Source organism: Micromonospora sonchi (genome assembly GCF_014646235.1).
GTDB lineage: Bacteria > Actinomycetota > Actinomycetes > Mycobacteriales > Micromonosporaceae > Micromonospora > Micromonospora sonchi.
In genome coordinates this window covers 1-19,377 of sequence record NZ_BMNB01000035.1, presented here as the reverse complement: position 1 = coordinate 19,377, position 19,377 = coordinate 1, and the positions used below count along the sequence as shown (strand labels likewise).

The 19,377-nt window shown below is 70.7% G+C and carries 19 protein-coding genes; 8 read left to right on the top strand and 11 right to left on the bottom strand.

Annotated elements, in window-relative coordinates; translation table 11 throughout:
• Positions 1 to 8 precede the first annotated feature (8 nt).
• From tal to pgl, 5 genes are read left to right on the top strand one after another with little or no spacing between them, the layout of a single operon-like run.
• Entirely contained in the window at positions 9 to 1,214 is a 1,206-nt protein-coding gene (tal, locus tag IEY61_RS26540) for a transaldolase (protein ID WP_189049130.1), read from the top strand.
• Between the two features lie 48 nt (positions 1,215 to 1,262).
• On the top strand, positions 1,263 to 2,909 hold the full coding sequence (locus IEY61_RS26535) for a glucose-6-phosphate isomerase (protein WP_189049128.1): 1,647 nt from the start codon (positions 1,263 to 1,265) through the stop codon (positions 2,907 to 2,909).
• 37 nt (positions 2,910 to 2,946) lie between these two features.
• Positions 2,947 to 4,461, top strand: a complete 1,515-nt coding sequence (zwf, locus tag IEY61_RS26530) for a glucose-6-phosphate dehydrogenase (RefSeq protein WP_189049126.1) — start codon at positions 2,947 to 2,949, stop codon at positions 4,459 to 4,461.
• Positions 4,458 to 5,474 carry a glucose-6-phosphate dehydrogenase assembly protein OpcA gene (locus IEY61_RS26525; RefSeq protein ID WP_189049124.1) on the top strand — a complete coding sequence of 339 codons (1,017 nt, stop codon included), beginning with the start codon at positions 4,458 to 4,460 and terminating at the stop codon, positions 5,472 to 5,474. Before zwf ends, IEY61_RS26525 begins: the two co-directional genes overlap by 4 nt.
• A 54-nt stretch (positions 5,475 to 5,528) precedes the next feature.
• Positions 5,529 to 6,287 carry a 6-phosphogluconolactonase gene (gene pgl / locus IEY61_RS26520; RefSeq protein ID WP_189049122.1) on the top strand — a complete coding sequence of 253 codons (759 nt, stop codon included), beginning with the start codon at positions 5,529 to 5,531 and terminating at the stop codon, positions 6,285 to 6,287.
• Positions 6,288 to 6,341: 54 nt separating this feature from the next.
• Here pgl and IEY61_RS26515 read toward each other — a convergent pair whose 3' ends face one another.
• The 8 genes from IEY61_RS26515 to rapZ form a co-directional block, all read right to left on the bottom strand.
• Entirely contained in the window at positions 6,342 to 6,686 is a 345-nt protein-coding gene (locus tag IEY61_RS26515; protein ID WP_189049120.1) for an RNA polymerase-binding protein RbpA, read from the bottom strand.
• Positions 6,687 to 6,822: 136 nt separating this feature from the next.
• The gene (gene secG / locus IEY61_RS26510; protein ID WP_189049118.1) at positions 6,823 to 7,083 is read right to left on the bottom strand and encodes a preprotein translocase subunit SecG; all 261 of its coding nucleotides are present in this window, start codon (positions 7,081 to 7,083) and stop codon (positions 6,823 to 6,825) included.
• 95 nt (positions 7,084 to 7,178) lie between these two features.
• Positions 7,179 to 7,970 carry a triose-phosphate isomerase gene (gene tpiA / locus IEY61_RS26505; protein WP_189049116.1) on the bottom strand — a complete coding sequence of 264 codons (792 nt, stop codon included), beginning with the start codon at positions 7,968 to 7,970 and terminating at the stop codon, positions 7,179 to 7,181.
• Complete coding sequence (locus IEY61_RS26500) at positions 7,970 to 9,172, bottom strand: phosphoglycerate kinase (RefSeq protein WP_189049114.1); 1,203 nt, start codon at positions 9,170 to 9,172, stop codon at positions 7,970 to 7,972. The genes tpiA and IEY61_RS26500 overlap by 1 nt, the downstream gene beginning before the upstream one ends.
• Positions 9,169 to 10,173, bottom strand: a complete 1,005-nt coding sequence (gene gap, locus IEY61_RS26495) for a type I glyceraldehyde-3-phosphate dehydrogenase (RefSeq protein WP_189049112.1) — start codon at positions 10,171 to 10,173, stop codon at positions 9,169 to 9,171. The genes IEY61_RS26500 and gap overlap by 4 nt, the downstream gene beginning before the upstream one ends.
• Before the next feature lie 264 nt (positions 10,174 to 10,437).
• Positions 10,438 to 11,418 (bottom strand): DNA-binding protein WhiA, encoded by a 981-nt coding sequence (gene whiA / locus IEY61_RS26490; protein WP_189049110.1) that lies wholly within the window; start codon positions 11,416 to 11,418, stop codon positions 10,438 to 10,440.
• Between the two features lie 55 nt (positions 11,419 to 11,473).
• Positions 11,474 to 12,451, bottom strand: a complete 978-nt coding sequence (locus tag IEY61_RS26485) for a gluconeogenesis factor YvcK family protein (RefSeq protein ID WP_189049107.1) — start codon at positions 12,449 to 12,451, stop codon at positions 11,474 to 11,476.
• Positions 12,448 to 13,365 carry an RNase adapter RapZ gene (gene rapZ / locus IEY61_RS26480; RefSeq protein WP_189049105.1) on the bottom strand — a complete coding sequence of 306 codons (918 nt, stop codon included), beginning with the start codon at positions 13,363 to 13,365 and terminating at the stop codon, positions 12,448 to 12,450. Before rapZ ends, IEY61_RS26485 begins: the two co-directional genes overlap by 4 nt.
• A gap of 209 nt (positions 13,366 to 13,574) precedes the next feature.
• On the opposite strand from rapZ, the gene IEY61_RS26475 reads away from it, so the two are divergent.
• Positions 13,575 to 14,222, top strand: coding sequence for a hypothetical protein (locus tag IEY61_RS26475; RefSeq protein ID WP_189049103.1), 648 nt, complete (start codon positions 13,575 to 13,577; stop codon positions 14,220 to 14,222).
• Positions 14,223 to 14,417: 195 nt separating this feature from the next.
• Here the strand turns inward: IEY61_RS26475 and IEY61_RS26470 are convergent, their stop codons facing one another.
• A complete protein-coding gene (locus IEY61_RS26470; protein ID WP_229706458.1) occupies positions 14,418 to 15,332 on the bottom strand; it encodes a hypothetical protein in 915 nt (304 codons plus the stop codon).
• Positions 15,333 to 16,516: 1,184 nt separating this feature from the next.
• On the opposite strand from IEY61_RS26470, the gene IEY61_RS26465 reads away from it, so the two are divergent.
• Entirely contained in the window at positions 16,517 to 17,122 is a 606-nt protein-coding gene (locus IEY61_RS26465; protein ID WP_189049101.1) for a YdeI/OmpD-associated family protein, read from the top strand.
• A 116-nt stretch (positions 17,123 to 17,238) separates the two neighbouring features.
• Here IEY61_RS26465 and IEY61_RS26460 read toward each other — a convergent pair whose 3' ends face one another.
• Positions 17,239 to 18,117: an alpha/beta fold hydrolase gene (locus IEY61_RS26460; protein WP_189049098.1), complete on the bottom strand. Its 879-nt coding sequence runs from the start codon at positions 18,115 to 18,117 to the stop codon at positions 17,239 to 17,241.
• A 59-nt stretch (positions 18,118 to 18,176) separates the two neighbouring features.
• Here IEY61_RS26460 and IEY61_RS26455 point away from each other — a divergent pair, with 59 nt between their 5' ends.
• Positions 18,177 to 18,797: a TetR/AcrR family transcriptional regulator gene (locus tag IEY61_RS26455; protein WP_189049096.1), complete on the top strand. Its 621-nt coding sequence runs from the start codon at positions 18,177 to 18,179 to the stop codon at positions 18,795 to 18,797.
• Between the two features lie 83 nt (positions 18,798 to 18,880).
• On the opposite strand, the gene IEY61_RS26450 is transcribed toward IEY61_RS26455, so the two are convergent.
• On the bottom strand, positions 18,881 to 19,195 hold the full coding sequence (locus IEY61_RS26450) for an alpha/beta fold hydrolase (RefSeq protein ID WP_229706457.1): 315 nt from the start codon (positions 19,193 to 19,195) through the stop codon (positions 18,881 to 18,883).
• Positions 19,196 to 19,377 lie beyond the last annotated feature (182 nt).

The following is a 19,377-nucleotide window of genomic DNA, read 5'->3' as shown; positions in this document are numbered from 1 at the left end:
TGGCCTACATGACGACCGACCGGCTGGGCGAGCTGACCGCTGCGGGAGTGGCGATCTGGCTCGACGATCTTTCCCGGGTACGACTGAGCTCCGGCGGGCTGGACCAGCTGCGCCGCGAGAAGCACGTCGTCGGGGTGACCACCAACCCGACGATCTTCGCGAAGGCGTTGAGCGACGCCGACGAATACGACTGGCAGCTGCGCGACCTGGCCACCCGGGGCATCGAGGTCGAGGAGGCCGTCCGCATGCTCACCACGTACGACGTGCGGTGGGCCTGCGACGTGATGCGTCCGGCGTACGACGCCAGCGCGGGCGTCGACGGTCGGGTCTCCATCGAGGTGGACCCACGGCTGGCCCACGAGGCCCGGCGTACCGTCGCCGAGGCCAAGGCGCTGTGGTGGCTGGTGGACCGGCCGAACCTGTTCATCAAGATCCCGGCGACCGAGGCCGGCCTGCCGGCGATCACCGCCGCGCTGGCCGAGGGGATCAGCGTCAACGTCACCCTCATCTTCGGGCTGGACCGCTACTCGCAGGTGATGGAGGCCTTCCTCGCCGGCCTGGAGCAGGCCCGGGCCAACGGCCACGACCTGTCGAAGATCGGCTCGGTGGCCTCGTTCTTCGTCTCCCGGGTCGACACCGAGGTGGACAAGCGGTTGGACCGGATCGCCGGTGAGGCGTCGGACAGCGCGGGCAAGGAGCGCGCGCTGGGACTCAAGGGGCGCGCCGCGGTGGCCAACGCCCGGCTGGCCTACGAGCGTTACAGCGAGGTCTTCTCCTCCGACCGCTGGCAGGCCCTGGCCGACGCCGGGGCGCACCCGCAGCGGCCGCTGTGGGCGTCCACCTCGACCAAGAACCCGGACTACCGGGACGTGATCTACGTCGAGGAGCTGATCGCCACCGGCACGGTCAACACCATGCCGGAGTCGGTCATCCACGCGTACGCCGAGCACGGCGAGACCCGCCCGGACACCGTCACCGGCGCGTACGACGACGCCCGGCAGGTCTTCGCGGACCTCGCGTCGGTGGGTGTGGACATGGCCGACGTGATCGACACCCTGGAACGCGAGGGTGTGGAGAAGTTCGAGGCGAGCTGGAACGAGTTGCTCGACGGCGTCCGCAAGTCGCTGGCCGCCGCCGGGCAGGGCACCGACAGTCCGGGCGAGGCCGCCCGGACCAACGCCGACGCCGCCGCGCGGGCCGGAGGAAATGCGTGACGGTGCTTCCCGGCTCCACCCACGCCGCCGCCCCGACGGGGTGGCGGCGTGGGTGACCTGCTGGACGCACCCGGCGAGGCCGCCGGCGGTCTCGCCGTGTACGGCGCGCGGGCCGTCGACGGCGGCGCGCCGGCCTCCGTTCGGCAGGCGCTGGTCGACGCCGGCGTACCGGGCCGGTTGGCCGCCGGGGACCCGACGTTGTGGGGTCCACCGGCGGCTGGCGCCGGAGTCGGGCTCGGCCCGCTCGACACCTACCGCCGCGGCCGTGAGCTGCTCCCCCAGCTCGCGGAGCTGACGGCGGAGCTGGCCGACCTGGACCACGTGGTGCTCGTCGGCACCGGTGACGCGTCGCTCGCGGCCGATGCCGTCGCGCGGACCACGGGCCGGCCGCTGACCGTGCTCGACACGGCCGACCCCGGTCGGGTCCGCGCCACGCTGGCCGACCGGCCGGCCCGCACCGTGGTCGTGCTGGCCGACCACTGCGGCGACCCGGTGCAGCTCGACAGCCACCGGCGCGCCTACTGGCGGGCGTTCCTGGACGCGGGGATGACCGAGGCCGAGGCGGGGCGACACTTCGTCGTCGTCACCGCCCCGGGTTCCCCGCTGGAGGCGGTCGCCGCCGAACTGGGCGCGATCACCGTGCCGGCCGACCCCGAGGTGGCCGACGGCTACCGCGCGTTGACCGCGTACGGGCTGGTGCCCTGCGCGCTGGCCGGCGTCGCCGTGGCCGACCTGCTCGAGCAGGCCGAGGAGTTCACGGCGTCGCTGAGCCGGTCGGAGGGCAACCCGGCCCTGGCGCTCGGTGCCGCGCTGGCCGCCGCCACGACGACCGGGCGGGACAAGGTCGCGCTGGTCGCCGACGGCAGCGGCCTCGAAGGGCTCGGCGAGTGGGTGGCGCAGTTGCTCGCCGGCGTCGGCCTGGGCCTCCTGCCGGTGGTGGTCGAGTCGCCGGCGGCTCCCGGGGTGACCGGCGCCGACGTGCTCACCGTCAGCTACGGCGGCGCGCTCACCGCCGGCGACGTGCCCGCCACCGGCCCGGCGACCGACATCGCGGTCAACGGCCCGCTCGGCGCCCAGTTCCTGGCCTGGCAGTACGCCGCCGCGGTCGCCGCCACCGTGCGCGGGGTCGACCCGTTCGACGCCACCGTGCGCGGGGGCGACCCGTTCGACGCGCCGGGCGTCGGGGCCGGCGAGCGGATCAGCGCGGTCCCGGCCGCGGCGCCGTCGGCCGTCCAGGGCGCGATCGAGGTGTACGCCCCGCCGGGCGCCCCGGCCGACCTGACCGGCGCCCTGCGCCACCTGCTGCACGGCATCGGCGATGAGAGTCACCTCACGGTGGTCGCGTACCTCGACCGGCACGCCGACGCCGCTGCGGCCCGGCTGCGTCCGTTGCTGGCCGAGGCCACCCGGCGGCCGGTCACCTTCGGTTGGCGACCGCGCCATTCCCACCTGATCGGCCAGTACCACATGGGCCGCCCGCAGGTGGGTACCTTTCTTCAGGTGACCGGTACGGTCGACGTTGATCTACCGGTGCCCGGGCGGCCGTACTCCTTCGGGGAACTACAGGCGGCGCAGGCCGTCGGCGACCGCCAGGCCCTGGCCGGTCGCGAACGCCCGCTGCTGCACCTGCACCTGACCGACCGGACGGTGGGCCTGGCCCAACTGCTCGACGCGGTCGGGTCGCTACGGGCATGACGATGGACGACGTGGACGAGCGGAGCGAGGAGGCGGCGTGAACCCGCTGCGCGACCCGCAGGACCGGCGATTGCCGCGGATCCCGGAGCCGTGTGCTCTGGTGATCTTCGGAGTGACCGGTGACCTGGCCCAGAAAAAGCTGATTCCGGCGGTGTACGACCTGGCCAACCGGGGGCTGCTGCCGCCCGGCTTCGTGGTCGTCGGGTTTGCCCGGCGGGACTGGACCGACGGCGACTTCTCGTCGCTGGCCCGCGAGGCGGCCAAGACACACTCCCGCACTCCGTGGCGGGAGGAGGTCTGGTCACGGCTGGAGCACAACATCAAGTTCGTCGGCGGCTCGTTCGACGACGACGACGCCTTCGACCGGCTCGCCCACTGCATGGAGGCCCTGCGGGACAGTCACGGCATCCACGGCAACGCGGCCTTCTACTTCTCCATCCCACCGACGGCCTTCCCGGTCGTGCTCAAGCAGCTGGCCCGCACCGGCATGGCCGACAACGAGAAGTGCGGCGGCTGGCGCCGGGTGGTGGTGGAGAAGCCGTTCGGGCACGACCTGCCCTCGGCCAAGGCGCTCAACGACCTGGTCGACGACGTGTTCACCCGGCAGGACGTGTTCCGCATCGACCACTACCTGGGCAAGGAGACAGTCCAGAACATCCTCGCCCTGCGCTTCGCCAACAACCTCTTCGAGCCGCTGTGGAACTCGCAGTACGTCGACTCGGTGCAGATCACCATGGCCGAGGACGTCGGGATCGGCACCCGGGCCGGCTTCTACGACTCGGTCGGCACCGCCCGCGACGTGTTGCAGAACCACCTGCTGCAACTGCTCGCCCTGGTCGCCATGGAGGAGCCGACCAGCTTCGACGCCGACGAGATCCGGGCCGAGAAGCTGAAGGTGCTCAAGGCGATCACCCTGCCGCAGGACGTCGCGGAGGGCACCGTACGCGGGCAGTACCTACCCGGCTGGGTCGGTGGCCAGCGGGCCAGGGGCTACCTGGAGGAGGACGGGGTCCCGCCGACCTCGACCACGGAGACGTACGTGGCGGTCCGGCTCGGCATCCAGAACCGCCGCTGGGCCGAGGTGCCGTTCTACATCCGGGCCGGCAAGCGGCTGTCGCGGCGGGTCACCGAGGTCGCGGTGATCTTCAAGAAGGCGCCGCACCTGCCGTTCACCCCGGCCGACATGGAGATGCTCGGCAACAACCAGCTGGTCATCCGGGTGCAGCCGGACGAGGGTGTGGTGCTCAAGTTCGGCTCCAAGGTACCGGGCACCACCATGGAGGTCCGCGACATCGCGATGGACTTCCAGTACGGCGAGGCGTTCACCGAGGCCAGCCCGGAGGCGTACGAACGGCTGGTGCTGGACGTGCTGGTCGGCGACCGGACGCTGTTCCCGGACGCCGCCGAGGTCGAACAGAGCTGGGCCGTGGTGGACCCGCTGGAGCACGCCTGGGAGGGCACGAAGCCGGAGGCCTACCGCGCCGGCGAGTGGGGCCCCCGGGCCGCCGACGAGATGCTGGCCCGCGAGGGCCGGGCCTGGAGACGAGCATGATCGGACTGTGGGACACCACCGGCAACGAGGTGGTCAAGGCACTCGCCGCCGAGCGGCGCAGCGCCGGTGGGGTGGCCAGCGGAATGGCGCTGACCCTGATCGTGGTGGTGGACGAGAAGCGGGTCCGCGACGCGGAGGCGGCGGCCACCATCGCCGCCGCCGCGCACCCGTGCCGGCTGCTGGTGGTCGTCCGCTCCGACGTGGAGCGAGACCGCAGCCGGCTGGACGCGGAGATCGTCGTGGGCGGGCGGCTCGGCCCGTGCGAGGCGGTGGTCATGCGGATGTACGGGCGGCTGGCCCTGCACGCCGAATCGGTGGTGATGCCGCTGCTGGTGCCGGACGTGCCCGTGGTCACCTGGTGGCACGGCGAACCGCCGGACGAGATCGCCACCGACTTCCTCGGCGTGGTCGCCGACCGGCGGATCACCGACAGCGCCCAGGCCCCCGACCCGATCGAGGCGCTTCGGCAGCGGGCCCGCGACTACGCCCCGGGCGACACCGACCTCGCCTGGACCCGGATCACCCCGTGGCGAACCCTGGTCGCCGGCGCGTTCGACACCACCGAGGCGCAGCTCACCGAGGCCGTGGTGGTCGCGCCCCCGACCGACCCGACCGCCGCGCTGATGCGCGGCTGGCTGCGCAGCCGGCTGGGTATCAAGCCGCGTTGGGAGCGGACCCGGGAGTTCCCGCGCATGCGCGAGGTGCAACTGCGCTGCGCCAACGGCGACGAGCTGACGCTGACCCGCGACGACAGCATGGCCGTCTTCCGGCGCACCGGCCAGGAGGACCGGATGCTGCCGCTGGTCCGTCGGCCACTCGGCGACGAACTGGCCGAGGAACTGCGCCGGCTCGGCCCCGACCAGGTGTACGCGGACGCCCTGGGTGCCTTCGCCGGTCTGACCAACCTCGACCGGCGCCCCGGGCGGCGGGTGCACGTCTGGAAGGATCCGGCCACCGCCCAACGGGCCGAGGCGGGCGTCACCACGCACGCCGCGACCAACACCGGATCCTGACTTCTTTATTCGTTGGCACGACACGACCGCCGTGCGGTCGCGGAAGGACCACCCATGAGTGAGGCGAGTGTCGCCGTACACGCCGATGCCGACCTGCTGGCGCAGGCCGTCGCGGCCCGGTTGGTGGTGCGGCTGCTCGACGCGCAGGCCGCACGCGGCGAGGCGTCGGTGGTGCTCACCGGCGGCCGGATCGCCGCAGCGGTCTACCGGGCGGTGGCCGCGCTGCCCGCCGCCGACGCCGTCGACTGGTCCCGGGTCGACGTGTGGTGGGGCGACGAACGGTTCCTGCCGGCCGGCGACCCGGAGCGCAACGAGACCCAGGCCCGGGCGGCGCTGCTGGACGCGCTGCCGCTCGATCCGGCCCGGATCCACCCGATGCCCGCCTCCGACGGCGGCGCCGACCCGGAGGAGGCCGCCGCCCGGTACGCGGACGAACTCGCCCGGGCGGCCCGGCCCGGCACCGCCGCGCTGCCCCACTTCGACGTGCTGCTGCTCGGCGTGGGCGAGGACGGGCACGTCGCCTCGGTCTTCCCGGAGCACCCGGTGCACCACGAGAGCCGCCCGGTCAGCGCGGTGCGGGACAGCCCGAAGCCGCCGCCGGTACGCGTCACCCTCACCCTGCCGACGATCAACACCGCCGAGGAGGTGTGGCTGGTCGCCGGCGGCGCCGACAAGGCCCACGCGGTCGGCATGGCCCTGGCCGGCGCCGAGCCGGTGCAGATCCCGGCGGCCGGGGTGCAGGGCACCAGCCGCACCCTCTGGCTGCTCGACCGCGCTGCCGCCGCCGAAGTGAAAGGAAGGGCCCCCTTTTAACGCCTGGTGCATAGGAGGGGCCCCCTCTTAACACCGCGCGCGATCCGCGGTGGGTCAGCGAGTGCCACGGCGGTGCCGCAGGGCGGCGAGCGCCTCCGCGAGAATCGCCTCACCCTCGGCGTCGGTACGCCGCTCCTTGACGTACGCCAGATGGGTCTTGTAGGGCTCGTCGCGGGTTCGGGCCGGCGGATCCTGCGCGTCCTGACCGGCGGGCTGGCCGCAGCGGGGGCAGTCCCAGACGGGCGGGGCCGCCACGTCGGCGACGATGCGGATGTCGGTGCGGTGCCCGTTGCGGCACCAGTAGCTGACCGACCGGCACGGGACCGGCTGATGCCGTTCGGGGTGACGTGCGGGGGCGGACCCGACCCGGGCGCCCCGGATGACGTGGCCGTTCGACACGGCGCTGACTCCTGTCGTGGGAGGGGACCGCCGTCGAGGGGTGGACGGCGGGCGACGCGGTGCAGCGGGTGAAACGAACTGCGCGCGGCTCGTCGAGTGACGAACCGCGCGCAGATTGTACGACCAGACGGGCTGCTCAGACTCCTGTGCCTACCTGAAGGCGGAGCCAGAGGCCGAGCCCGACAATGCAGGCGAACCAGACGATGCCCACCAGAACGGTGTAGCGGTCAAGGTTCTTCTCGGCCACCGACGACCCAGCCAGGCTGGAGCTGACGCCACCGCCGAACATGCTGGACATCCCACCGCCCTTACCGCGGTGCAGCAGGATCAGCAGGGTGAGCAGGACGCTCGTGGTGACCAGCAACACGACCAACGTGTAGGCGAACCAGATCGGCATGGCGGGGGTCAGTCCTCTCGTTACGATCCTCGCCCGGGCAGTTCGGGCACGGCGGCACCGACCGGCGGACGGGCGGAGTCAAGGATAGCGAGCGATCAGCCGGAGATGTGCTCCGGGAACCGGCAGATCTTCGCGAACTCCTCGGCGTCCAGGCTGGCGCCGCCGATCAGGGCACCGTCCACGTCCGGCTGAGCCATGATCGCGGCGATGTTCGACGACTTCACCGAGCCGCCGTAGAGGATCCGGACCTGCTCGGCCGTGCCCTGGTCGAAGGTCTTGGCCAGCCGGGCCCGTACCGCGCCGCAGACCTCCTGCGCGTCCTCGGGGGTGGCCGTCTTGCCGGTGCCGATCGCCCAGACCGGCTCGTACGCGACCACGACCTTGGTGACCTGCTCGGCGGGCAGCCCCTTGAGCGCCGCGTCGAGCTGGTCGGAGCAGTGCGCGACGTGTCCGCCCTGCTCCCGGATGTCCAGCCCCTCCCCCACGCAGAGGATCGGAGTGAGTCCGTGGGTCAGCGCGGCCTGCACCTTGGCCCGCACCTGGGCGTCGTCCTCGTGGTGGTAGGCCCGCCGCTCGGAGTGCCCGACCACCACGTACGTGCAGCCCAGCTTGGCCAGCATCGGCCCGGAGATGTCCCCGGTGTACGCGCCGGACGCGTGCGGCGACAGATCCTGCGCGCCGTAGCCGATCAGCAGCTTGTCGCCCTCCACCACGCTCTGCACCGTACGCAGGTCGGTGAAGGGCGGCAGGACCACCGTCTCCACCTCGGTCAGCTGCTTCTCGGTGAGGCTGGCCGCCAGCTTCTGCACCAGCAGGTTCGCCTCGAGGTGGTTGAGGTTCATCTTCCAGTTGCCGGCCATCAACGGCCGACGGGGAGCGCTCGTCATCAGTTCTCCAGAGCCGCGATGCCGGGGAGGGTCTTGCCCTCCAGGTACTCCAGGGAGGCGCCGCCGCCGGTGGAGATGTGGCCGAAGGCCTTCTCGTCCAGCCCCAGCGCCCGCACCGCTGCGGCCGAGTCGCCGCCACCGACGACGCTGAACGCCTCGGAGCCGGCGATCGCCTCGGCGACGCCCCGGGTGCCCGCCGCGAACGCGGGCATCTCGAACACGCCCATCGGGCCGTTCCAGAAGATGGTCCGGGTGCCGGTCCTGAGCGCGGCGGCGAAACCGGCCACCGTCTCCGGCCCGATGTCGAGCCCGACCCGGTGGCTGGGGATGCCGTCGGCGGGAACCACGTCGTGCGCCGCGTCCGGGGCGAAGGCGTCGGCGGCCACCACGTCGACCGGGAGCATGATCTTGCCTTCGGAACGCTCCAGCAGGTTGCGGCAGGTCTCGACCATGTCCTTCTCGAGCAGCGAGCTGCCCACCTCGTGACCCTGCGCCTTGAGGAAGGTGAAGCACATGCCGCCGCCGATGAGCAGCCGGTCCACGGTCGGCAGCAGCGCCTCGATCACGGCGAGCTTGTCGGAGACCTTGGAGCCACCGAGCACCACCACGTACGGCCGTTCGGGGTTGCCGGTGAGGGTGGAGAGCACCTCCACCTCGCGCAGCACCAGGCGACCGGCGACGTGCGGCAGGCGAGCGGGTACGTCGTACACGCTGGCGTGCTTGCGGTGCACGGCGCCGAACGCGTCGTCGACGTACGCGTCACCGAACGCGGCCAACTGGTCGGCGAAGGCACCCCGCTCGGTGTCGTCCTTGCTGGTCTCCCCCTTGTTGAAGCGGAGGTTCTCCAGCAGCGCGACCTCCCCGTCGGCGAGCCCCGCCACGGTGTCCCGGGCCGACTCGCCCACGGTGTCGGTGGCGAAGTGCACCGACGCGCCGAGCAGTTCGCCGAGCCGGCCGGCGACCGGGCCGAGGCTGAACTGCGGATCCGGCGAGCCCTTCGGCCGGCCCAGGTGCGAGCAGACGACCACCTTGGCACCGGCCTCGGTCAGCGCCCCCAGCGTCGGCAGCACCGCCCGGATCCGACCGTCATCGGCGATCTCGCCGGTCTGCTTGTCGAGCGGGACGTTCAGGTCGGCGCGCACCAGCACGCGCCGACCCGGCACCCCCTCGGCGAGCAGGTCGTCGAGGGTACGGATGCTCACAGCGACGAACCAACCAGCTTCACGAGGTCGACGAGGCGGTTGGAGTAGCCCCACTCGTTGTCGTACCAGCCGACCACCTTGACCTGGTTACCGATGACCTTGGTCAGCGGCGCGTCGAAGATGCACGACGCCGGGTCGGTGACGATGTCGGCGGAGACGATCGGGTCCTCGTTGTAGGTGAGGATGCCCCGCAGCGGGCCGTCCGCGGCCGCCTTCAGCGCCGCATTGACCTCGTCCACCGTGGTCTCCCGACCGACGGTGACGGTGAGGTCGGTGGCGGAGCCGGTGGGGATCGGCACCCGCAGCGCGTACCCGTCGAGCTTGCCCTTGAGGTCCGGCAGCACCAGGCCGATGGCCTTCGCGGCGCCGGTCGAGGTCGGCACGATGTTGATCCCGGCGGCGCGGGCCCGGCGCAGGTCGGAGTGCGGCGCGTCCTGGAGGTTCTGGTCCTGGGTGTACGCGTGGATGGTGGTCATCAGGCCACCCTTGATGCCGAACGTGTCGTGCAGGACCTTCGCCATCGGCGCCAGGCAGTTGGTGGTGCAGGAAGCGTTCGAGATGATGTTGTGCTTGGCCGGGTCGTAGGAGCCCTCGTTGACGCCCATCACGACGGTGACGTCCTCGTTCTTGGCCGGCGCCGAGATGATGACCTTCTTGGCCCCACCGTCGAGGTGCGCCTTGGCCTTGGTGGCGTCGGTGAAGAAGCCGGTGGACTCGATGACCACGTCCGCGCCGACGTCGCCCCACGGCAGCGCCGCCGGGTCCTTCTCGGCGTACGCCTTGATGCTCTTGCCGCCCACGGTGATCTCGTCGGCGGTGGCCTTGACCTCCTGCGGCAGGCGGCCCAGGATGCTGTCGTACTTGACAAGGTGGGCGAGCGTGCCGTTGTCGGTGAGATCGTTGACCGCGACGACCTCGACGTCAGCGCCGGACGCCAGCACTGCCCGGAAGAAGTTGCGGCCGATTCGGCCGAAGCCGTTGATGCCAACCCGGATGGTCACAGGTCCCATCTCCTCGCGTTTCTGGTCCGCCGGCGTGGAGAGCCTCGGCCGGCGAAGTGGTGTGCGCCGACCGTTGGAGCCGGCCGTTGACGATTCATCTCGGCCGCCCCGCCGCGGTCCAGGGGACCAGACCGCCGTGAGGCGGTGGGTACGGCGGGAGCGCCGATAACGGCCCCCTTGCCGTACGCAGCGACCATATCCGAGCGCGGCGAACCGCGCTGCGCCGGGTGGTTCCCCGCTGCGTGCTGACGACCCACCGTCCTATCAGACCACGAGCATGTCGGGCGTGACGGCAGCTTCGGTATCCGGGATGCCCAGGTCCCTTGCCCGCTTGTCGGCCAACGCCAGCAGCCGGCGGATCCGCCCCGCGATGGCGTCCTTGGTCAGCGGCGGATCGGCCAGCGCGCCCAGTTCCTCCAGGGACGCCTGCCGGTGCTCCAGACGCAGCCGGCCGGCCGAGGTCAGGTGCTGCGGTGCGTCGTCGGCGAGGATCTCCAGCGCCCGGGTCACCCGGGCGGCGGCGGCCACCGCCGCCCGCGCCGAACGGCGCAGGTTCGCGTCGTCGAAGTTCGCCAGCCGGTTGGCTGTCGCGCGTACCTCGCGGCGGACCCGGCGCTCCTCCCAGGCCAGCACACTGGCGTGGGCGCCGACCCGGGTGAGCAGCGCGGCGATGGCGTCGCCGTCCTTGACCACCACCCGGTCCACGCCCCGCACCTCCCGGTGCTTCGCGGTGATGCCGGTGCGGCGGGCCGCGCCGACCAGGGCCAGGGCCGACTCCGGACCGGGGCAGGTGATCTCCAGGGCGCTGGATCGGCCCGGCTCGGTCAGCGAGCCGTGCGCCATGAACGCGCCCCGCCAGGCGGAGACCGCGCAGCAGACGTTGGCGGCCACCACGTGCGGCGGCAGGCCGCGTACCGGCCGGCCCCGCACGTCCAGCAGCCCGGTCTGCCGTGCGAGGGCCTCGCCGTCCTTGACCACCCGGACGATGAAGTGGCTGCCCTTGCGCAGCCCACCGGAGGCGAGTACGTGGATCTCGCTCGGGTAGCCGTACACCTCGGCGATCTCCCGGCGGAGCCGGCGAGCCACCGAGCCGGTGTCCAACTCCGCCTCCACCACCACCCGACCGGAGACGATGTGCAGCCCACCGGCGAACCGCAACAGCGCCGCCATCTCCGCCCGCCGACAGCAGGGCTTGGGCACGTCGACCCGACTCAGCTCGTCCTTGACCGCAGCCGTCATCGCCATTGTGCGTCCCCTCACGGACCGGTTCCGGCGTGTCGCCGGAGGATTACGTACGTGTCTAACGATCGGCGCCCAGGACGGGCACCAGGGCGGTGCCCAGGGCAGCCGGATCATGACGGGGAGTGCCGTCGTCGACCGCGACGGGAGCGAGGACCAGTCGAGCTCCCAGCGATTCTGCCGCACGGCCGACGGGTTCGGGGTCACCGACCGCCTTGGCGTCGGCGAGCACGAAGTCGACCGCCAGCTCCGGCAGGTACCAGCGCAGCGCCGCCAGGTGGTCGGCGACGGAGAGACCGAGCGTCTCCTTCTCGGCGGCGAGGTTGAGCGTGACCAGCCGCCGGGCCCGGCTGGTCAGGATCGCCGCGGCCAGCTGAGGTACCAGCAGGTGCGGCAGCACGCTGGTGTACCAGCTTCCCGGCCCGAAGATCAGCCAGTCGGCCGCACCTATGGCGGCGACCGCCTGCGCGCACGCCGGCGGCGCCTGCGGGGTCAGTCGCAGCGACTCGACCCGCCCGGTGGTGACCGCCACCTGGTGCTGCCCCCGTACGGTGCAGACCTCGTCGGGACGGCCCGGGTCCGCCCCGCGTACCCGGGCCTCTATGTCGACCGGCTGGCACGACATCGGCAGCACCCGGCCGACCGCGCCGAGCATCGCCCCGGCGTGTTCCAGGGCGGCCACCGGGTCGCCGAGCAGTTCCATCAGCCCGCAGAGCACCAGATTACCGACCGCGTGGCCGGCCAGGGCGTCGCCCCGACCGCAGCCGCCGTTGGCCCCCTCGGTGAAGCGGTGCTGGAACAACCCCGCGCTGCGTCGGGTGGCGGGATGATCGCCGGCGAGCGCGACCAGCGCCTGCCGCAGGTCCCCGGGGGGTATTCCGCCCCGCTCGGCGCGTAACCGCCCGCTGGAACCGCCGTCGTCACCGACCGTCACCACCGCAGTGATCTGCAGATCGAGCGCGGGGGCGCAGCGCCGCAGCGCCCGCAGCGACGCGGACAGTCCGTGGCCGCCGCCGAAGGCGACCACCCGGATCGTCATTCCCGCCCCAGGTCGCGGTGCTGGGCGTTGGCGGCCAGGCCGGTACGACGCAGCCGGGCGGCCAGTTCCTCGGCGATCGCCACGCTGCGGTGCTTGCCGCCGGTGCAGCCGATCGCCACGGTCAGGTACCGCTTGCCCTCCCGCTCGAAGCCGGTGGTGGTGGCGTTGACCAGGTCCGCGTACGCCTCGACGAAGGCGTCCGCACCCTCCTGTCCCAGCACGTACGCGCTGACCGCCTCCTCCCGGCCGGTGTGCTCGCGCAGTTCCGGCACCCAGTACGGGTTGGGCAGGAACCGGGCGTCGAGCACGAAGTCGGCGTCGGGCGGCAGACCGTACTTGAAGCCGAAGGAGAGCACCGTCACCCGCAGCCGCCGGGCGTCCTCGCCGCCGAACAGCTCCTCGACGCGTCGGCGCAGCTGGTTGACGTTGAGGTGGCTGGTGTCGATGATCACGTCCGCCTGGTCGCGGGCCTCCTCCAGCAGGCCCCGCTCGACCGCGATGCCGTCGGCGAGCCGCCCGTCGCCCTGCAACGGATGCGATCGCCGCACGCTCTCGAACCGGCGGATCAGCACCTCGTCGTCGGCGTCGACGAAGACCACCCGGGGGGCGTAGCCGCGCTCCTTCAGCTGCCGGATCGCCTCGGCCAGGTCGGTCGAGAAGGCCCGGGAGCGTACGTCCAGCACCATCGCGGTACGCCGGGCCGCCCCGCCGGCCTTCACCGCCAGCTCCGCCATGTCCAGCAGGAGCGCCTGCGGCAGGTTGTCCACCACGTAGAAGCCGACGTTCTCCAGGGCCCGGGCCACCGTGCTGCGGCCACCGCCCGAAAGACCGGTGACCACGACCAGCGTGGTGTCCGTCTCCGCCGCCGCCCCGGAAACGCCGGTGTGGTGACCGGTCGTGTGCGCCTCGCCCACCCATCAACCCCCAAGCCGTGGCGCCGCGGTCGATGCCGACCGGGCATTGGTCAATCAGCGACTCTAGTGCGCTGTCCAGGACCGATGCCACTGGCGCCATGAGCTCCTTGGCGACGATCCGGCCAGGTCAATCGGCCCTGAACACCGACTGCCTTGTTCCTGTCGGCTGGTTGACGGCGCGGGGCGCGATCGGGCGCTATCCTCCGGCGATGGGCAGACCTGGGGCGCGACTGCGCTGGGTGGTGGCCCTCGTCTCGGTCACCGTCGCCGTGCTGGCCACAGTCGACCACGCCCGGCAGCGCGAACGCGAGCGCACCGCCGGCCCCGACGCGGTCACCGTCACCGTCGAGGCCATGCTGCCAGAGCCGGACCAGGTGTCCGACCTGGCCGCCGCGTACGGCTGGCGGGACGGCGTGGTCGTCGGCGACCCCGACAATCAGGCGGTGCTGCTGCGGCTGCGCTGGAACGGGCCGCCCCAGCCCGGCACCTACCAGGTGATCCTGTTGGACAACCGGGTCACCCCGCCCCGGGTGGTGCGGCCGATCGACGGCTGGGACGCCGCTGGCAGCACCGGGACCAACTGGGCCGGCTCGTACGAGAAACTGGCCGCACGGTACGACTGGCTCGCCGATGCCGTCTCCCGCCCCGAGTCGAGCGACTCGCTACGCACCCCGGACAACCTCGGCGCGGTGGGCACCTCGGCGGTGGCCGGCGGCAGCCTGGTGGCGCTGTTCCGGATGGGCCTGGGCGCCGCACCGCTCACCGACCCGTCCGACCTGCTGGTCGCCTTCTGTCACGTCGACCCCACCGGCACCCCCCGCTGGGCCAAACCCGTCCCCGTCCCGTCGCCCTCCTGACCGCCTCGGAGCTGCCGCCGCCCTGGTCAGTGGCGGTGCAGCGCCGTGACCCGGTCGAGGCCGAGCACACCGAGCCGCACCGGCTCAGCCGGAAACTGTCCAAGATCCACATACCGTCTCCCGCAATCTGAGAGACGCGGAGGGCGGCAGGCCGGCGGGGAGAACGCGGACGTCCTTTCCGCCGGCCTCCGGGCGCTACTCGTCGTTCGCGGCGTCGGTGAACGCTCGAAGCCCAAGACCTGGTGCCAGTGCTTCGGCAAGCCAGGTGACCCGATGATCATCAGCGGCCAGTCCAGCGCGGGCGATCGTGCACCAGTCGTCGCGGTTGAGGAGGGAGAGATAGCCGTCCAGGACGCGTTCTCGTCTATCCTCGGGCCACGTCATTCGCTCCGTTGCTGATTGGTGCAGCTGCTGAGCCAGTTGCGCGGCGATGACGAAACGCTTCACCGACGGCTCCAGACGGCCGATGTGTGCGCAGTGAGCCTCCAGCACGGCGGGGGCGGGCGGATAACAATCGAGCGTGATGCCCATGCCGCCGCTGTCAGCCATGATGGTCAGCAGCAGGCCGGTGTGATCGACCAACTCGCTGTCAGGATTCGCCGCAGTGATCGCTTCATGCAGGTGCGCCGCGGTGGCGACCTTTCCGGCGAAGTAGCGGTTGAGGTAGTCGCCATCACATGCACGTCGCAGCAACCACGGTCGCGCCACGGTGCTGCCGACCGTGCACAGAGCCTCCACGACATACACCCGTCCCCAGCCGGTGACTCGCTCCGCCAGCCACAGCAATGCGTCCGAGCCATCACGCCGCCGCTTGAGCGCGTGGGCGGCCAGTGGACCGAAGTGGTTCGACAACAACCCGATCGTCTTGATCAAAGCTATGTCGTCGTCATCCCACACGGTGGTCAGCAACGCCAGGCCCACAGTCGCGGCACAACGATCGGTGGCGTGTTGGACAAGCCAGCGACCGGTCGCCCGGACACGCTCGGCGTCCACACGACAGGCTGCAGCCGTGATGTGTTCGTTGGGGTGGATCGGAACATAAAGGTCATGGAACGTCCCGGCAAGATCGCCTGGAACGGCAGACGGCTCGGCGAAATGCGCGTCCAACACAGCGGCGACCTCAGCACCGCTGCGGCGCTGATCCTCCGGCTCTCGAGGACGAGACTCTCGACCTCGATGCTGTCCGTCATCCGGATACGGCTCACCGTCACGGGGAAGAGGAGCGTCGGGATCCTCGCGGTGCATCCGCAACGCGTAATCAAACAACGACAACTGGGGTCCGAGCAGTCCAGGCTCGGGTGCCGCGCTCACCGGCGGACGGACGACTCGATTCTTTCGATCATGCCAAGATCATGCCAGGCATCTCAGCCGGCCGGCAACCTCGCACAGGCTCGGCTGACCTCCGGGCACGCGCAGATAAGCACCGTGAGCCGGAACAGCCGGCTTTGCGGCGTCGGACGGTAGCCTGGCGCTGTGCGAGACGACCTCAAGGCAGCGGTCGAGGAGCTTTACCAGGCGTTCGGGCATGTTCAGCTGCCTGACCAGGTGAACTATTGCGATCACTGCGTGGCTCCGGAGCAGGTGGAGGCTCTGCACCGAACCCCGCTGAGGTTTGGCGACCATCTCGTCCTGGCCCAGCCGATGCGAACCGCGAGATGTGCTGGAAACCATCGGCGGGTCAGGGCACCGCGTAGTCCCGTACCTCGACGCGTGGCCCTCTCAGCCGGGCGCGGCGCCAGCCAGACACCTGGCTGCCTTCATTCCGGACTGGATGGTATCGACCGAGGCCCGCGATCAGTTCTGGGTTGATGTCGACCGGTGGCTCCGAGGTCCGCACCCATGCACCCTGCTCACGGCGGCCTGCATGGATGCCAGCGATCCATCCGTCATCGAAGAGCTCGGCAACGCCGAGGACTCCCTCGCTGCGTACCGCTCGTGGAGAGAATCTGAGCAAACAGAATCTCTTCCGTAACGACCGTCGATCCCCTGCGCATCCCGCCCGAGGAAGGAGAGGGCCGCGAGTCCGTACCGCCGGGCTTCGTCGAGCAGGTCCACTCCACCAACTCCGGGAGCGAGGCGTTCGTTCATCGTGGCCATCCGGAACAGCAATGCACGAGCTACCGCTGCTCCCGACGCATCCACTGTCGTCCGCAGCGACGCTGGTGCCCCGTGCCAGCAGAGCGCGCCGGCCACCACGACGCCCTCGGACTGCCGCCAGTAGGGCGAGATGTCGATGAGCGCCGAGCAAGCCCGGGAGAGGTTGGCGGCCACGGTGCAACGGTTAGCCTGCCGTCATGGCGGGCACCGAACTGGATGAGTTGATCGTCGCGGACGCCGAGGCGCTGCGCGCATGGTTGTCGGCCAACCACGCCACGTCGCCCGGCGTCTGGCTCGCGCTGACCAAGAAGGGCGGCACAGCCACCACGCTGACCTGGCAGCAAACGGTCGACGAGGCACTGTGTTTCGGCTGGATCGACGGGCAGGCCCGTAAACGCGATCAGGAGACCTCCTGGATCCGGTTCACCCCTCGCAGGCCCCGCAGCTCCTGGTCACAACGCAACGTCGCCCACGTGGCCCGGCTGGAGGAGCAGGGGCGAATGATGCCCCCAGGCCGCGCCGCGGTGGAAGCCGCGAAGGCGGACGGACGGTGGGCGACCGCCTACGCCCCGCCGTCAGAAGCCGAGACACCGGCCGACCTGCTCGCCGCCATCGCCGCCGACCCCGCCGCCCAGGCCATGTTCGACGTACTCACCAGAACCAACCGGTTCGCCCTCATCCACCGCCTCAATGCCGTCAAACGGGCGCAGACCCGCGAGCGGAAGATCGGCGAGTTCGTTTCCATGCTGGCGCGCCACGAGACGATCTACCCGCAGAAGGCCAAACCTCCGAACTCGCCGTAATCGACATCTTCATGATCCAGTACGCTGATCTGCCGCAGGTCGCGGGGGCACGTTGCGTGACAGGCGCCGGGGAGTGGGGCCAACGCTCGGTCCTGCCGATGAGCGGATGTCGCCGGTTACTTCGCGGTGGCGGCGGTGAACTGGATGGTCCGGTCGATGACGAGGTCGGGGCTGCGGACGGGAAGGTCGTGGCCGGCTTCCGGGACGGTTTCGACGCGTACGTCAGGGATCTGGGCCCGGATCTGTGCAGCCACGACGTGAACGTCGTACATCTGGCTCCTTTCTCCGAGTAGGGCCAGGATTGGGGCGGTCACCTTGCGTAGCTCTTCGTCGGTGAATTCGGGCGGAATAAACTGGCGGCGGCGGAAGCCGGTACTGGCCCGCAACAGTCGGACGAGGTCGTCGTCGAGCAGGGTGGCGTTGTGCAGGGCCCGCGCCGCGAGACGGCGAATCGGTGTGGGGCTGAACGCGGCGAGTCCGCCCATCATGATCCAGGCGAGGAAACGGCCGCTGAGTCGGCCGAAGCCGGCGGGGTCGAGGAGGGTGATCGTATCGGCATGGCCGGGCAGGTGCAGGTCGTACTGCAAGGCGACCCAGCCGCCGTAGGACATGCCGACCAGGTGGACGCGCTCCGCGTCCAGGGCGGTGAGGGTCTCATGCAGCCAGTTGGCCCAGTCGCGCCCGTCGCGCAATGGTCTCTCCTGCACCGAGTATCCGGGTTCACCGACCGGGTCGAGAGCGATCACCTGCCGCGCCGCGGCCAACGGGTGCATGTAGCGATGCCAGGACAACGCGTTGCCGCCGGCACCCGACAGCAGCACGAACGGGACGCCTTCACCACCGATCCGGTACGCCCTGGTAGAGCCGAAGCTGGTCGGCACGTCGATTACGGCCGTCTCCGCCGGCCATCGCCGCCGACGCATGTCCTCGTACGCCCGCGCGAACCGCGCCTGGGTTTTCTCGCTGGTGAAGCTACTGATTCCGGCAACCGGCATGGCGCTGTCACCACCCTCGCCAAACATTTCTTGATACGACTGTATCATCAAAGCCGTCGATGTTCCAGGAGCGGATCGCCGTGCCCAAACGCGTAAATCATGAGATACGCCGCCGACAGATCGGGGAGGCGCTGTTGCGCATCGCCAGCGCCCGCGGTCTGCAGTCCGCCAGCATGCGCGAGGTCGCCGCCGAAGCCGGCGTCTCCCTCCGTCTGGTGCAGTACTACTTCCACACCAAGGAGGAACTACTGCTCACGAGCCTGGCCTATCTCGGCGAACGGCTGGCCACCCGGGTCGAGAACCACATCCGCGCCCTGGGCCCGGTGACCCCACGCAACATCGTCTACGGCACACTCACCGCGATCCTGCCCACCGACGCCGAGAGCCTCGACCTGACCAGGGCATACACCGGCTACTACACCCTGGTCTTCACCGACCCCGACCTCACCACCCGGCACGGCGCCACCTACCCGGACAAGGTCGAACGACTACTCGCCATGCAACTGACCGCCGCGCAGCAGGCCGGCCAGATCGACGCCACCCTGAATCCGGAGACGATCGCCGCCGGACTGCTCGCCCTCACCAACGGCCTCGGCTCAAGCGTGCTCGGCGGGCAACGAGACGGTGCAGCCGCACTGCGCATCCTCATCGATCACATCGATCGGCTGTTCAAGCCCTGACCACCAACCGGCATCACAAATCCATGCGACTCCAGGAGCCGCATGGTCGATTGTTACTGCCGATGAGGGGTTGGTGGATCGCGTCAAGACATCGTTGCCTGAGCGGTAAGCCAACCGTGCAGCGTCGTGGCCAGTTGTACGGGCTGATCAAGCTGCACCAGATGACCCGCCTCATCGATCAATTTAAGTTGAGCGCCAGGGATGAGTTCTGCCAGCCGGTGAGCGCGGTCGACCGGGATCCAGCTGTCGTTCCTGCCCCACGTCACCAGCACTGGCAAGTCGAGATGTGGATAGAGCCCTTGAATCTCGTCTGTATAGGCCTGGTCCGCCTGAGCGATCTGTCGGTAGAACGCGGCTTGCCCCTTGGCATCGAGCCAAGGCGAAATGAGAGCATCCATCTGCCCAGGCGTGAGGCCGACGTGACTGGCTCCTGCGATGTAGGCCCGCAGTACCGTACGTATTCAGCTTGAGGTGAGTCGGCGGCCGGTGGTCCACTCTGGTTGATCGGCTGGCATGATCATGGTGTGTCGCCCGTCCCGCAGGTCCCGCCCTCGTACGAGGAGCTGTTGGCGATGCTGGT

What these genes read in the sequence shown, in the direction of transcription:
- tal (WP_189049130.1), top strand. Translation starts at nt 9, where the DNA reads ATGACGACCGACCGGCTGGGCGAGCTGACCGCTGCGGGAGTGGCGATC.
- IEY61_RS26525 (WP_189049124.1), top strand. Translation starts at nt 4,458, where the DNA reads ATGATCGGACTGTGGGACACCACCGGCAACGAGGTGGTCAAGGCACTC.
- pgl (WP_189049122.1), top strand. Translation starts at nt 5,529, where the DNA reads ATGAGTGAGGCGAGTGTCGCCGTACACGCCGATGCCGACCTGCTGGCG.
- secG (WP_189049118.1), bottom strand. Translation starts at nt 7,083, where the DNA reads ATGCCGATCTGGTTCGCCTACACGTTGGTCGTGTTGCTGGTCACCACG.
- tpiA (WP_189049116.1), bottom strand. Translation starts at nt 7,970, where the DNA reads ATGACGAGCGCTCCCCGTCGGCCGTTGATGGCCGGCAACTGGAAGATG.
- whiA (WP_189049110.1), bottom strand. Translation starts at nt 11,418, where the DNA reads ATGGCGATGACGGCTGCGGTCAAGGACGAGCTGAGTCGGGTCGACGTG.
- IEY61_RS26485 (WP_189049107.1), bottom strand. Translation starts at nt 12,451, where the DNA reads ATGACGATCCGGGTGGTCGCCTTCGGCGGCGGCCACGGACTGTCCGCG.
- IEY61_RS26475 (WP_189049103.1), top strand. Translation starts at nt 13,575, where the DNA reads ATGGGCAGACCTGGGGCGCGACTGCGCTGGGTGGTGGCCCTCGTCTCG.
- IEY61_RS26465 (WP_189049101.1), top strand. Translation starts at nt 16,517, where the DNA reads ATGGCGGGCACCGAACTGGATGAGTTGATCGTCGCGGACGCCGAGGCG.
- IEY61_RS26460 (WP_189049098.1), bottom strand. Translation starts at nt 18,117, where the DNA reads ATGCCGGTTGCCGGAATCAGTAGCTTCACCAGCGAGAAAACCCAGGCG.
- IEY61_RS26455 (WP_189049096.1), top strand. Translation starts at nt 18,177, where the DNA reads ATGTTCCAGGAGCGGATCGCCGTGCCCAAACGCGTAAATCATGAGATA.
- IEY61_RS26450 (WP_229706457.1), bottom strand. Translation starts at nt 19,195, where the DNA reads ATGGATGCTCTCATTTCGCCTTGGCTCGATGCCAAGGGGCAAGCCGCG.